12 protein-coding genes are annotated in these 13,069 nt (G+C 56.4%); all 12 read right to left on the bottom strand.

Translation table 11 applies throughout. The features are described from left to right. Positions 1 to 38: 38 nt before the first annotated feature. Entirely contained in the window at positions 39 to 1,283 is a 1,245-nt protein-coding gene (locus EPZ47_RS18635; protein WP_178084318.1) for an OprD family porin, read from the bottom strand. Between the two features lie 204 nt (positions 1,284 to 1,487). Then, positions 1,488 to 2,417, bottom strand: coding sequence for a dihydrodipicolinate synthase family protein (locus EPZ47_RS18640; protein WP_135846158.1), 930 nt, complete (start codon positions 2,415 to 2,417; stop codon positions 1,488 to 1,490). 132 nt (positions 2,418 to 2,549) lie between these two features. Next, positions 2,550 to 3,941: an MFS transporter gene (locus EPZ47_RS18645; protein WP_135846159.1), complete on the bottom strand. Its 1,392-nt coding sequence runs from the start codon at positions 3,939 to 3,941 to the stop codon at positions 2,550 to 2,552. Positions 3,942 to 4,070: 129 nt separating this feature from the next. Further along, positions 4,071 to 4,922 carry an IclR family transcriptional regulator gene (locus tag EPZ47_RS18650; protein ID WP_135846160.1) on the bottom strand — a complete coding sequence of 284 codons (852 nt, stop codon included), beginning with the start codon at positions 4,920 to 4,922 and terminating at the stop codon, positions 4,071 to 4,073. A 372-nt stretch (positions 4,923 to 5,294) separates the two neighbouring features. Next, on the bottom strand, positions 5,295 to 6,335 hold the full coding sequence (locus tag EPZ47_RS18655; protein WP_135846161.1) for a zinc-dependent alcohol dehydrogenase family protein: 1,041 nt from the start codon (positions 6,333 to 6,335) through the stop codon (positions 5,295 to 5,297). A gap of 134 nt (positions 6,336 to 6,469) precedes the next feature. Next, positions 6,470 to 7,105, bottom strand: coding sequence for a hypothetical protein (locus tag EPZ47_RS18660; RefSeq protein ID WP_135846162.1), 636 nt, complete (start codon positions 7,103 to 7,105; stop codon positions 6,470 to 6,472). Continuing rightward, positions 7,105 to 7,803, bottom strand: a complete 699-nt coding sequence (locus EPZ47_RS18665) for a hypothetical protein (protein WP_135846163.1) — start codon at positions 7,801 to 7,803, stop codon at positions 7,105 to 7,107. The genes EPZ47_RS18660 and EPZ47_RS18665 overlap by 1 nt, the downstream gene beginning before the upstream one ends. Before the next feature lie 102 nt (positions 7,804 to 7,905). Further along, a complete protein-coding gene (gene pstB, locus EPZ47_RS18670) occupies positions 7,906 to 8,667 on the bottom strand; it encodes a phosphate ABC transporter ATP-binding protein PstB (RefSeq protein WP_238346656.1) in 762 nt (253 codons plus the stop codon). 76 nt (positions 8,668 to 8,743) lie between these two features. Beyond that, the gene (gene pstA / locus EPZ47_RS18675) at positions 8,744 to 9,637 is read right to left on the bottom strand and encodes a phosphate ABC transporter permease PstA (protein WP_135848034.1); all 894 of its coding nucleotides are present in this window, start codon (positions 9,635 to 9,637) and stop codon (positions 8,744 to 8,746) included. Then, complete coding sequence (gene pstC, locus EPZ47_RS18680) at positions 9,637 to 10,602, bottom strand: phosphate ABC transporter permease subunit PstC (protein ID WP_135846165.1); 966 nt, start codon at positions 10,600 to 10,602, stop codon at positions 9,637 to 9,639. Before pstC ends, pstA begins: the two co-directional genes overlap by 1 nt. A gap of 74 nt (positions 10,603 to 10,676) precedes the next feature. Then, the gene (pstS, locus tag EPZ47_RS18685; protein WP_135846166.1) at positions 10,677 to 11,708 is read right to left on the bottom strand and encodes a phosphate ABC transporter substrate-binding protein PstS; all 1,032 of its coding nucleotides are present in this window, start codon (positions 11,706 to 11,708) and stop codon (positions 10,677 to 10,679) included. A 147-nt stretch (positions 11,709 to 11,855) separates the two neighbouring features. Further along, positions 11,856 to 12,791 carry a Ppx/GppA phosphatase family protein gene (locus tag EPZ47_RS18690; protein WP_135846167.1) on the bottom strand — a complete coding sequence of 312 codons (936 nt, stop codon included), beginning with the start codon at positions 12,789 to 12,791 and terminating at the stop codon, positions 11,856 to 11,858. Positions 12,792 to 13,069: the final 278 nt, after the last annotated feature.

Genomic DNA, 13,069 nt, shown 5'->3' on the forward strand with positions numbered 1-13,069 from the left:
ATACCGAGCGTCTCCACCAGCGGCCAAGGCAAACGACGTTAAAGAATTCCCAAGGGATAACTGATAATCATGCGATTTTCATCATAATCCGCACTGTTGAATCCACGGCGCACACTTGCATTGCGCCAACGCACGGCCAGGTTCTTCAGCCTTCCGCTCTGAACCACATAGCCAAGCTCACTCTCCCGCACCCACTCCGACCCATCTTCGACGCGTTGTAACCTTACATCGTCGCCATGAACATAACGGGTCATCAACGACAATCCCGGCACACCATAACCGGCAAAATCCAAGTCGTAGCGCAACTGCCAGGATCGCTCTCCTGGGTTATCGAAGGCATGGTTGAACGTATTGTTTGCCAGGTAGATACCTCCAGTACCGGAGACTCTCATCCAGCCAGTCTCACCGCTGACCTGTTGCCAACCAAGGCTGAACGTATGCTGATCAACGCCCAGGCCTACCATCAATGACGCCGTGCGATTATCCAAACGCCCAGCTTTGGCGGCGCCGTCGTCCTTACCCCAGAAATACCCCAGGTTAGTATTCAATGCGACGCTCGGGGATAACGACCAGCGCTGGTTCAGACCGACATAGCGTTGCTGGTAGATATCCTTCAACTGCCCACTCCACAGACGAAATGTGCTGTTTTTAGACGCTGAACGGTAGTCGGCCCCCAGATAGTTGAACGCATCGCTACGAGCGCTACCGAAAGCCAGATCCTCCATGGATGAATCGTTACGCAGGCTGGTTTTATTGAATTGCCCGGCGAAAAGCGTCCAGTACTTCACATCCTGCGAAGACAACTGTGTCCCTTCGAACGTTTGTGGCAACGCGCGGAAATCGTCGGCGGTGATAATCGGCAGATTGGGCATCCATTCGCCTACCTTCAATTCGGTGGCGGAAATTTTCGCTTTAAGGGCGACGCCAAGTCGGCCAAAGCTACCCGCCGGGTCCCCGTCACCATCCTTGGGCAATAACAATGCACCGTAACGTCCCGCCCCACCGTCCAGCTTGACGGCATACTTGCCTAATACGTCAGCGCCGATGCCAACGGTACCGGAAGTAAAGCCGGATCGAAGATCGAAAATGAAGCTCTGGGTCCACTCCCGGGCCTGCCCCAGCGGGGCATCAGGTGCAGTGAAATGACGTTCGAAGAAGAAGTTTCTGAGGGTCAGAGTTGCCTTGCTGTCGTCAACCAAACCTTGGGCGAATACCCGGGGTGACAGCAATCCAATGCACAGTAAAGTGCCAGCAAGACGCAGCGTTATTGTTTTCACGACCATGATTCCCCTGTTGTTGTTATTGAAGGGCACAAACGGTCCGCTATCCCTCAGGAACGATTGATCGAATCGCTGGGGGATGGAGCTGATCGATGATTGGATCGGATGTTTCAGTGGGTGCGAATGGACCAGAAGGGTCCCGAGATCACGGAACCCTGTTCGGCCAGGCACAACAGCAAGGGCGCATCGTTAGCGCCCCTCCTGAGGTCAGATCAGACCGGCGGAGCGCAAGGCGTCAGCGATTTCGCGATCAGCGCCTGGTGCCAGTGGCAGCAACGGCGAACGCACCGTGGCGTGGTCCAGAATGCCGCGAGCCACCAGGCCATGCTTGAGCGCCACCGTGCCTTCCATGTGGGAGCCGCGGTGGTAGACGTTGCGTGTAACCGGCAGCAATTTGTCGTGGATGGCGCGAGCGGCCGGATAGTCCCTGCGCTTACCGGCGGCGATCAGTTCGATCAACGGCTCAGGCGTCAGACTGCCATAGCCCACCAACGCCCCGTCCACGTCGAACATAGTGTGCAACAGGTATTCGTCATGGCAGGTGAGGATCTGCAGGTCCGGGACCTCACGACGTACCACCGGGATCTCGGTATCCCAACGACGCATGTTACGCACGCCGTTCTTCATGGCGAAAACCCCTGGCTGCTTGGCGATTTCCAACTGGGTTTCCAGGTCGTAGGTTGCCTTGGTCACGTCCGGGTATTGGAACAAGATCAGAGGCAGGCCGCTGTGCTCGTAAATCGCCCGGTAGCGATCTTGTGCGGCCCCCTTCTGGTAACCGAAACGCAGCCAGCCATGAGAGGGATAAACCAAGCCCGCACTGGCACCTGCATCAACGGCGCGCTGGGCTTCCTCGGCGGCCACTTGGGTGCCTTCCCCGGTGATACCGGCAATGATCGGTAGCCGCCCGCCTACCGATTCCTTGAAGCTCTGAATCACCAGGGCCTGCTCGGCCTGGGTCAGGAATGTGCCCTCGCCGGCATGGCCCAACACCACCAAGCCCTTCACGCCGTCGAAACTACCCAACCAGGAGCCCAACTTCTGGATCGCGTCATAGTCGACCTTGCCATCGCGAGTAAACGGAGTGACGGGAGCCGGTACCAGGCCTTTGAGATCAATCGTGTTCTTAGTACTCATTTTATTTCCTCAGGTTTACTAAGTGTCCGCAACTGACGCGTGCAGGGACGCAAGCAATACAATCAAATATCACTTGAGGTTTATCGAGATTTAAGTTCCAGCCAGTTAATCAATGCTTACGCGTGTTTCTTATCAAGGCGAAAGTTCCTCCAGTATTCGCCCCTTGGTTTCAATGGCAAACAATGCCGTGATGCAACCGGTAATAACTAATATTCCGGCAAATATGCCAAACACATAATGCACACCGACACTGGACACCGTCAGGCCTACCACCAACGGTCCAGTGGCGGACCCCAAGCGCAACCAGGCACTGCCCAGTCCGGTCCCCAATGCACGCAGGCGTGTGGGATAGAGCTCTGCCGAATACAGATAAAGTGAGAAAGTAACGGTTTGCACCAGCGCGTATCCGAGACCGGCCAAAAGCAGAATCTGCATCGGCGAGGTCGCTCCAGTCAGCGCCAGGATCGACAACGGAAGTGCAGCCAGAAACAATGCCCCCATATACCAGCGGCGGCGACCGAACTTGTCGATCAACAAGGCACAGATGACGGCTGCAACGACGCCGGCCCCCGAAGTGATGAAGCCGTAAGCCAAACTGGTGTCCAGAGGCAGATTGAAATGCTGGCGATAAAGCGTGGGCAACCAGGTGATCAATCCATTGGCAACCATGTAGGCACCGAACCACATTGCCCAGATGACCATGGACCGTTTGAAATACATGCCATGGAACAGCTCACGCCAACCTTGAGCGCCTTTGGGTTGTTCTATCTGTGGCACTTCTACAGCGGGTGCAAGTTGCTTGCCTGCTTTCAAGACGCTGTTTTCCAGGCGCGTCACAATGCGATCAGCCTCTTGCAATCGACCTTTGGAGGCCAACCAACGTGGCGACTCAAAGAGAAAGAAGCGCAGTGGGATCAAAATCGTCGCAGGGACAAGGCCCACCACGAACATGGCCTTCCAGCCGTAGATCGGTACCAGCAGGTATCCAATGATTCCCGCACCTACCAGTCCGAGGAGGAACATGACTTCATAGAGCAGAAAAAACTTGCCGCGCTTTTTCGAGCCGATCAATTCGTTGACATAGGCGCTGGCGACCGGCACCTCGCCTCCCGTGCCAATGCCTTGCAGGAAACGAAACAGAATCATGGACCCGGCGCTCCAGGCGAACAGACAGGCCACATCCATGGCAACGAATAGAAGAATGGTGAACGTCAGTACTTTCATCCGACCAATGCGTTCCGCCAACCAGCCGAAAAACACTGCGCCCAATAACTGGCCGAGGTAACCGAACGAAAGAATCATGCCGATCTGGGTCGCGGTCAGATTCCACTCTTTGGCCAGCACCGGCATTGCATAGGCAATCGCGATGACTGTATAGCCGTCAAAGAACGTGGCGGCACCAATAATGTTCCTGGCCCAGAAGACTTGCCGGGTAATAGGCAAGCGCTCAAGTCTCGCACTTATATTCGCTTGGCTTTTCAGCCCATCAATCACGGGCTCTGTTTCTAAGTTTTGCATCAACATGGCACTTCCTTTCTTATTTTCAATATTGTCGGGGCGTGCAGGTGCTAGCGTTGTGATATTCACAATGCTTGAAACTCATTGAGGCAATAGACGGGCTTTAACGTGAGCCCGTGCGTGAACGACTAACGTTTAGAAGTTCGAACCGATACTTCCATTGGCCTCCAATGCCTTGCCAATGTCCTTGGCAGCTTCCAGGGTAGAACTCAGTGCACGGTTTTTAAGCTCCTGCGCAGTACACCGGACCGAAGGGGCGGCAATACTGATCGCCCCTACGGGGTATCCATCGATATCCAGTACGGGGACCGCAAGAATTCTCAGGCCATCGGTGAACAGGGATTCGGTCAAGACGAAGCCATCGTCGCGAATTTGCTCGAGCAGTTCGGCCAGCGGACGCTCAAGGACATGTGGCTTCATGATGAATGGCGTTGTCGGTGTGAGTTCCTGGACTTTCTGCACCTGTTGCTCCGGCAGGAAGGCAAGGATCGACTGGCCGATAGCCGTCTGAGTTGCAGGCACCGTGGTGCCGATACGGATATCCACACCCAGCCGGGTGATGCCCGCCCGCACCCGCTCCAGGTAGAGCACATCGGCGCCCTGCAGGACGGCAAAGCTGGCAGCTTCACTGGTTTCACTGACCAGGCTTCGAAGGATAGGCCGCACGATGCTGCGCAAATCAGTCCGGGCAATGGCGTGGAAGCCTAGATCCAGCACCTTGAGCGTCAACGCAAAACGGCGGCTTTCCGGAATCCTTGAGACATACCCCAAATCGACCAAGGTATTGAGCATGCGGAAGGTCGTACCAGGATCGAGATCAGCCGTCGCGGCGATCTGACTCAAGGTCAATTCATCGTTTTCGGCAGTGAACGACTCCAGTACGCGAAAACCCTTGGCCAAGGATTGAACGGTGCTTCGAGCCTTCTTTTCATCCCAGCCCTGGATCGAATCGGCGCTGCCTTCTGAACGCTTTGGAATCTTGATCATTTTTTTCGCTCTTTTTAGTTTTTTCGGATTGCGAAATTATTTTCTTTCAATTAGGATATTATTTTGGCAGGACCTTGTCCTATATCTATTAAGACAAGTTCTTATTATTTATATATCTTTTGGCTATAAAAGATGATCAACCCCGCGCCGCTCAGCCCTCAGGCCCGGGCAAGCAGACGTTTCGATAAGTGGGTTGAGCGTTCGACGACCTGAATAATCACCGACCTAACACGATGTGCTTGCAAAGGCGCTCGGATGGTCGGTGAAGCTTAAAACGTCTGATTCAGGGCCCCTGTATTCCCACTCGCAGAGGTAGCCTGCATTCCGCCATCGCCATCAAGATCAGCCGTTAAAGCGCAATGCCGGAATCGCTTAGAACTGCGTCACGACCGTGACCCCTGCCGTATCAAACCGATCCATGTTCATGAGCGCCTCAATGGATTGCTCAAGGCTGATGGTCTTGCCTACCAGCTTTTCAGGCGCCAGCTTGCCGGAGGTGATCATCTCTAGCATCGCGCCATAACGGTGAGCTTGCATGCCATGGCTGCCACAGATCTCAAGTTCGTGGGCAATGACTTTGCTCATCGGGATCGCAGGCGTGCTGTGGTCAGCCAGCATCAAACCGACCTGGACATGTTTGCCACGACGTCTCAGATTATTGATGGAGTTGAAGCATGTGGTTGGATGACCGAGAGCATCCAGCGAAACGTGCGCGCCGCCCTTGGTAATTTCAAGTACCGCCTCAGTGACATCAGCAACGCGGCTTGCGTTGACGGTAGCGACGGCACCGAGCGATTGGGCAAGCTTCAGTTTGTCGTCCGAGATATCGATGGCGACGACGTTCGCGCCGATAGCTTGGGCGATCATTACCGCAGACAACCCCACCCCACCGCAGCCATGAACCGCGACCCACTGCCCCGCCGTGACCCTGCCTTGATCGACAACCGCGCGGAACGACGTGACGAAACGACAGCCCAGGCTCGCCGCTGTGGCGAAGTCCATGCTTTCAGGCAACGCGACCAGATTCGAATCGGCCTTGTGGATACCCACATACTCAGCGAAGGAACCCCAATGGGTGAAACCCGGCTGAAATTGGCTATGACACACTTGTTGGTTGCCGCTATTGCACTCAGGGCAAGCACCACAGCCACCAACAAAAGGAACGGTAATGCGATCGCCCACCTTCCATTTGGTGACGTCTTTACCCACCTCGGCCACGATCCCCGCCAACTCGTGACCGGGCACATGAGGCAGCTGGATGTCAGGATCATGACCTTTCCAGCCATGCCAGTCGCTTCGGCATACGCCCGTGCCAAGGACTTGAACAACCACACCATGACGTTCAGGCGTCGGGTCTTCGACCGTCATCAAACGAGGAGGCTGGGAAAAGGCTTCGTAAACTACGGCTTTCATGAGAATCCCTCTACTTTAGAAAAACGCTACGCACGAAGACAATACCGTGGCTGATCCGCGCCATGTTTGGCGCACCCCAAAAAAAAGCCCAATCTTTTCAGATTGGGCCCATTCGTTCGGGTATTCGTAAACGATCAGGAAGAAAAGACTTCCGAGCGTGATTGCGCTGGCGGCTTGTGTCTGAGCGGTTGCTGCCAAGCCAGCTGTGCCTGGAGTGCAGTGGCTGCATCGAGGACTCTCTGCGCCCAGTTCTCATCATCCGGACGGACTACCACGACGCGAAAACCGTGATCATAACCTTCAATCTGCACGCCCTCGGAATCATCGACGTGCAGGTCGATATCGAATGCTGGCGGAAATTTCGAGGGGGAGTTGGAAAGCCCATGTACCGTCAGGGCACGGTTATGCCGGACACTGTTGACCACGCCGTCAACGCGGATACCGTACAGTAATAGCCAGCGCCTGATGTAAGACGGTGTCCGACCGGACGACGTGTAGACCCAGATGCTGCATCCCTGGCTACGTAAGGCTCGGGTCAAGGAGCGTGTTCCGCTACGCAATGGCTCACCCAGCCAACGATGAATACAGGCCGGTAGCCGGCTTTGCTCGACGGCGCAGTGGTGGAGCTGGCATGCCAGCGTGTCATCGATATCAAACGAAATACGGATGTGCTGGCGCCTGCGCAAGTGCATCGGGATGGCGCGCTGGATGGTTTGCCCCACACGGCTGACGGAGCTTCGGCATTTAGCGAGCGTTGGATACCAGCGCATCAATGGCCCCCTTGATAGACGGACAGGGGCTTGTCTTTGAGATAAAACCTCATGGGATCAGGCGCCTGTTCTTCCAGGAAGGCTGCATATTTTTTCTTGATCTTGGGCAATTCGTACAAGGCCTTGACACCATGCTTGGCGGAGTTGCGTATGACCGATGACGGGTTAAAGTAGCCCTCGGCGTTATCCAGCGTCAGCACGAACGGCGGCAAACCGGCACGCATGAGCAAATAGCTGACGATGAGCGAGCCGCTGCGGTTATTGCCTTCAATGAACAACTGCGGCTTGCTGAGGATTCGTACATAGACACCGGCCGCACGCTTCCAGACTGATTCGCTGCGATACGCGCAGTACCAATTGAACAAGTCCTTTATCCCGCCCTCAACGTTGTTGAAGAAGTGCTCCTCGGTCGCCGCCAGGTGCTGGGCATATTCCAACCGGCGCGCCGGGTCTCGGCCACAGAGAACGGTGGCATTGATCTCCAGCATCAGGTTCAGTTGCTGAAGATCGAACAGGTCGACGCCACGTGCGACATAGTCGTCAATCAACGCATAGCCTTCAAGCACATTCTTCAGCACTTCGTCAGTCAAGGGATCACGCAGCTCGGTGAAGTGCCGGCTCAGCTCGGCAAAGCGATTCTGCACTTCACGCAGTGCGCGTTCAATCGCAGGCAAATCAAGACGACGCGTTGCAGACATTATCATTCCTGAAAAACGGTAGACAAGAGGGTAAAACGAGCGGATGCCGGCCAAATCCTTTTGGCGCTTGGCAGCATGCGACCTTGACCGCAGGTTGGTTGCTCAGCTGAACTTGCCGCTGATGTAATCCCCAGTCATTTGTTCGCGCGGGTTGTCGAAAATCTGGGTGGTTGGGCCCATCTCAACCAGATAGCCGGTGCGCGTGCCCTGGGTAATGTCCACCGAGAAAAAGGCTGTCGTGTCAGCGACACGGATGGCCTGCTGCATATTGTGGGTCACCAAGGCGATGGTGTAGTCCTTCTTCAACTCGACCATCAATTCCTCGACCCGGCGGGTGGCGATCGGGTCGAGTGCCGAACAGGGCTCATCCAGCAGCAGGACTTCCGGTTCGGTGGCGATGGCGCGGGCGATACATAGCCGTTGCTGCTGGCCACCGGAGAGCGACAGGCCGCTGACCTTGAGCTTGTCCTTGACTTCATCCCACAGCGCGGCGCCTTGCAGGGCGTGCTTTACACGGTCGCCCAGATCGCCCTTGTAGCGATTGAGGCGCAGGCCGAATGCGACATTGTCGAAGATGCTCATCGAGAACGGGTTCGGCTGTTGAAACACCATGCCGATATAGCGGCGCACGACGACAGGATCAACGCCCTTGCCATAGACGTCTTGCCCGAGGAAATGCACATGGCCCTCAAAGCGAAAACCTTTGACCAGGTCGTTCATCCGATTGAGGCTGCGCAGCACGGTACTTTTGCCGCAACCGGAAGGACCGATGAAGCCAGTGATCTTGTTTTTCTCGATCGGCACATGACTGTCACGGACCGCCATGAAGTTGCCGTAGAAAATCTTGTCCAGTTTGCAGTCCATGACCACAGGCGCTTGGGTAGCCAACGGAGCGTTTTTTTGCGCAATTGATACGTTCAAAATTCAGATGCTCCCGTTCTCAGTACTTGGGCTTGCCGAAAATACGGCTGACAATATTCACGACCAGCACGATCATCACCAGCACCAGCGAGGCCGCCCATGCGAGCTCGAGCTGGTTGTCGAAAGGCATGCCGGAGAAGTTGTAAATCAACACGGCCAGCGACGCCGTCGGATTCATGACTTCCAGGCTGCCTTCGTGGTAGATCCAGTAGTTGCTGAACAACGCGGTAAACAACAACGGCGCGGTTTCGCCCGCGGCGCGTGCCACGGCCAACATGACACCCGTCAGGATTGCCGGCATGCCGGTAGGCAATACGATTTTCCAGATCACCTGCGAGCGGGTGCAGCCCATGCCATAGGCGGCGTCCTTCATGATCTTGGGCACCATCCTCATCGACTCCTCAGCCGTCAGCACGACGATGGGCAGCATCAGTACCGCCAGTGCCACGCCACCGGCCGGTGCCGAGTAGGTACCGGTGGTCATCACCACCAGGGCGTAGGCAAAAACCCCGGCCAGGATGGAAGGCAGACCGGTCAGCATCTTGGCGGCAAAACGCGCGGCGTTTGCCAGCTTGCTGTCCGGCCCAAGTTCGGCCAGGAAGATCGCCGCCATGATGCCGACCGGAACCGCGATTGCCGCCGCGATACCGACCATGACAAAGGTGCCTGCCATCGCGTTGCCGAAGCCGCCACCCGTCTCGAACCCCGTCGGCGGCAGTTCGGTGAATACTTCCAGGTTCAGGCGTGCGCCTCCACGCGTGATCAGCATGTAGAGCACGGAAATCAGCGGCACGCTGGCCAATAGCGCGCCACCCCAGACCAGTGTGGTCAACACCAGGCTGCGCAGGGCACGGCCTTCAAACTTGCGCTGCAGGCTTGGCAAAGCGGCTGTTGGGGAAGTGAGGTCAGTCATCATTTAGTACCACGTTGGGCATAGACCATAATCATGGAGCCGATGATGTTCACCAGTAGCGTGATCAACATCAGTACCAGTGCGGCGTACATCAACACCTCGATCTCGTTCGGCCCGGCCTCAGGGAAGTTCAGCGCCAACAAGGCCGCCAAGGTATTGGCCGGGGCAAACAGAGAAAGCGAAATATTGTTCGCGTTGCCTACCAGCATGGCCAGGGCCATGGTTTCGCCCAGCGCGCGCCCCAGGCCCAGGACCAGGGAGCCGAAGATGCCAGTGGCGGCGGATGGCACCATCACCTTGAGAATCGCTTCCCAATGGGTGGTCCCCATGCCATAGGCGGCCTGCTTGGTTTTCATCGGCACACCGGTGAGGGCGTCCTGGGACACGGCGGCGATGGTCGGCAGAATCATGATGGCAAGTACGAGCGCTGCTGGAAGCAGCCCCGGCCCGCTCAAGGACGTGCCGAAAAACGGAATCCAGCCGAGCTCAGTGTTCAACCACGCCGTCAGCGGCCGAATCGCCGGGATCACCACGTAGATCCCCCACAAGCCGTAAACGACGCTGGGGATGGCCGCGAGTAATTCGACGATGGTGCGAAATACGGCTGCAAGCTTGGCGGGCAGGAAATCCTGGGTCAGGAAAATCGCCATGCTGACGCCGAAAAAGCCTGCGATCAGCAACGCGATCAGGGCACTGTAGAGCGTCCCCCAAATGGCCGGCAAAATGCCGTACTTGCCTTGGTTAACGTCCCAGACGCTTCCCAACAGCACGTCAAAACCGTGCTTTTCCATGCCTGGAAGCGCCTTGCGTCCCACCTCGAATACGAGGGCAAATACCAACGCCAGAACCAGAACCACCCCTATTCGCGCAAGCGCACGGAAGGTGCGATCAACCAGGAAATCCTTCGCAGAGGGTGGTTGGCAGGCAGAATCCGGGTTAACCGGTACGACAAAAGGTGTGTTCATGGGCGAGTTCCGGAACAGGGGGAAAACTCTCCCGGCATGGCTGACAGCACACACCGAGAGAGGCCTCACGAGCGTTACTGGATGTTGGAAGAAGCTTTGCGGACCTGATCGACGACCGATGGCGGCAGAGGGATATAACCCATCGAATCGGCGATTTTCTGCCCCTCGGTCAGGCTGTACTCGACCATTTCACGCATGGCTTTGGCCTTGGCCGGGTTCTCGTTTTGCTTACGGAAGATCATCCAGGTGTAGGAAGTGATCGGATAGGACTTGGCGCCATCCGGATCAGGCAACCAGGCCACCAGATTGTCTGGCATCTTCACCGCTGCCAGCGCCTCGGCACCGCTTTCCGCGTTCGGTACAACGTAGTGACCGGCCTTGTTCTGCAACTGGGCAAAGTCGACCTTGGCCAGTTTGGCGAAGCCGTATTCGATGTAACCAATGGCTCCCGGAGTCTGGCGTACGGTGGCGGTAACACCATCGTTCTTGGGCGACTTGATGAATTTGTCGGTGGCTGGCCAGTTGACCGTGTTGCCTTCACCCAACGCCTTCTTGAACTCTGGATTGATTGCCGATACGTGCTTGGTGAATACCGCAGTCGTGCCGCTGGAGTCTGCACGCACGACAACGGTGATCGGCATGTCAGGCAGCTTCAGTTCCGGGTTGGCCGCGACGATCTGCGGATCGTTCCAGTGGGTGATCTTGCCCAGGAAAATGTTCGAGTAAACGTCCCGTGGCAGTTTCAACCCTTTAGGACTGCCGGGCAGGTTATAGGCCAATACGATTTCACCCGCGGTCATCGGCAGCAACTGCGCGCCTTCGGCGACCTTGGCAATGTCTTCGTCTTTCATTGCCGAGTCACTGGCGGCGAAATCAACGGTTTTGTTCAGGAAGTCTTGTACCCCTGCACCGCTGCCCTTGGACTGGTAATCGACGGTGACGCCAGCGGACTTTTTGCTGAAATCCTTGAACCATGTGAGGTAAATCGGTGCAGGGAAACTGGCGCCGGAACCTGTCAGGCGAACGCTTTCCGCAGCGAAGGACACTGAGGTGGCACAAAGAGAAACCGTAATGGCGAGAGCAGCAGACTTCATTAAATTTTTCATCGAAGGAACTCCTTGTGATAACGGGCTCCCGAACTCTGCAGCAAGCTTGTTACGCTTTTATGAAAGTCGAATGGCACAAGGTTTCGCTGACTCGCCTGGTAGCGGTGGCCATACTCCTTACCCGGTCGGCGCCAACTCACCAGTCCATCAATGCTTACACATCAGGTCATGAAGAACGCCGAACCTCAGACCCGTTTCGGAAGGCGTCATATGCGTGACACCAAACACCTTGAACGCCGCGAGCATGAGCACCAGCCCGCCAGGCAAAATACTCAGGCGCTGGCTTTGCAAACCCGCCAGTCTGAGCTGTTTGACATGCCCCACTTCAAGCAGGCGCAACGACAAGCGCAGTAAACCACCATAGGTGATGCCACTTTGGCCATCGTCGTTCAACCCGTTGGCCTTGAGTACTTTGGCCAGCATCCGGGCAGTACCTGAAGAACCTATCACTTGCTGCCAGCCCAGCGCGCGAAAGCGCCGTGCCACTTTTTCAAACTGTAGAGTGGCCAAGCGCTCAGCCTCCAGGAGCGCCTGAGCCGTGATCCGGCCCTCCTGAAAGTAACGCGCGCCAAAGGTGCTGCTGCCAATGGCAATGCTCTCCGTCAGCAGCGGTTGAGCGCCCTGCCCCAAGATCAACTCAGTGGAGCCGCCACCGATATCCACGACCAGGCGCATACTCTCTTTACCGGGTACCGTATGAGCAACACCGGCATAGACCAGTCGAGCCTCTTCATGCCCGGAGATAACGTCAATCCGGAAACCCAGGTGCCGCTCCGCGCTTGCCAGAAACAGCTGAGCGTTGTCGGCTTCGCGGACCGCGCTGGTAGCCACTGCCCGCACACGCCCCTCTTCAAAGCCGCGTAGTTTTTTGCCAAATCGCGCAAGCGCCTGCCATCCCCGATCCAACGCCAACTCGTCCAGCGACCCTCCCCGCGCGCCCTCGGCTAAACGAACGGGCTCACGCAAGGTTTTCACTTCCTGAATCTCGAACCCCTGATTCCGCCTGACCGACTGGCCGATCATCATGCGAAATGCATTAGAACCAAGATCAACGGCCGCAAACAGAGAGGCGTCTCCTTTCATGGTAACTTCCTTGCAAGTTCATCAAGCAACAGGCACAGGCCCGCTGTGCGCTCAAGATGGTTTGCATGGATGTTGCCATTCGTTCGATGACGGCAAGATGACACCGGGGGACTTATTCGCGAGTATGTGATGCCCGTTCTGCATGGCGAGGCCGATGTTCTTCATGGTCTCGGCCCTCTCCACGAAGCGGTTCATGGCGCGAAGGTGGAATGCACGTTGGCGATTGGTATCTCGCCCCCCTTAAAGCCTTCAAAATGGTAGGTTCTCATCCGTAGCGA

Origin of the sequence: Pseudomonas viciae (assembly GCF_004786035.1) — a bacterium.
Taxonomy (GTDB): domain Bacteria; phylum Pseudomonadota; class Gammaproteobacteria; order Pseudomonadales; family Pseudomonadaceae; genus Aquipseudomonas; species Aquipseudomonas viciae.

Excerpts from the sequence above, each read along its gene's own strand:
- EPZ47_RS18635 (WP_178084318.1), bottom strand. The coding sequence starts at position 1,283 with ATGGTCGTGAAAACAATAACGCTGCGTCTTGCTGGCACTTTACTGTGC.
- EPZ47_RS18640 (WP_135846158.1), bottom strand. The coding sequence starts at position 2,417 with ATGAGTACTAAGAACACGATTGATCTCAAAGGCCTGGTACCGGCTCCC.
- EPZ47_RS18645 (WP_135846159.1), bottom strand. The coding sequence starts at position 3,941 with ATGTTGATGCAAAACTTAGAAACAGAGCCCGTGATTGATGGGCTGAAA.
- EPZ47_RS18650 (WP_135846160.1), bottom strand. The coding sequence starts at position 4,922 with ATGATCAAGATTCCAAAGCGTTCAGAAGGCAGCGCCGATTCGATCCAG.
- EPZ47_RS18655 (WP_135846161.1), bottom strand. The coding sequence starts at position 6,335 with ATGAAAGCCGTAGTTTACGAAGCCTTTTCCCAGCCTCCTCGTTTGATG.
- EPZ47_RS18660 (WP_135846162.1), bottom strand. The coding sequence starts at position 7,105 with ATGCGCTGGTATCCAACGCTCGCTAAATGCCGAAGCTCCGTCAGCCGT.
- EPZ47_RS18665 (WP_135846163.1), bottom strand. The coding sequence starts at position 7,803 with ATGTCTGCAACGCGTCGTCTTGATTTGCCTGCGATTGAACGCGCACTG.
- pstB (WP_238346656.1), bottom strand. The coding sequence starts at position 8,667 with ATGGACTGCAAACTGGACAAGATTTTCTACGGCAACTTCATGGCGGTC.
- pstA (WP_135848034.1), bottom strand. The coding sequence starts at position 9,637 with ATGACTGACCTCACTTCCCCAACAGCCGCTTTGCCAAGCCTGCAGCGC.
- pstC (WP_135846165.1), bottom strand. The coding sequence starts at position 10,602 with ATGAACACACCTTTTGTCGTACCGGTTAACCCGGATTCTGCCTGCCAA.
- pstS (WP_135846166.1), bottom strand. The coding sequence starts at position 11,708 with ATGAAAAATTTAATGAAGTCTGCTGCTCTCGCCATTACGGTTTCTCTT.
- EPZ47_RS18690 (WP_135846167.1), bottom strand. The coding sequence starts at position 12,791 with ATGAAAGGAGACGCCTCTCTGTTTGCGGCCGTTGATCTTGGTTCTAAT.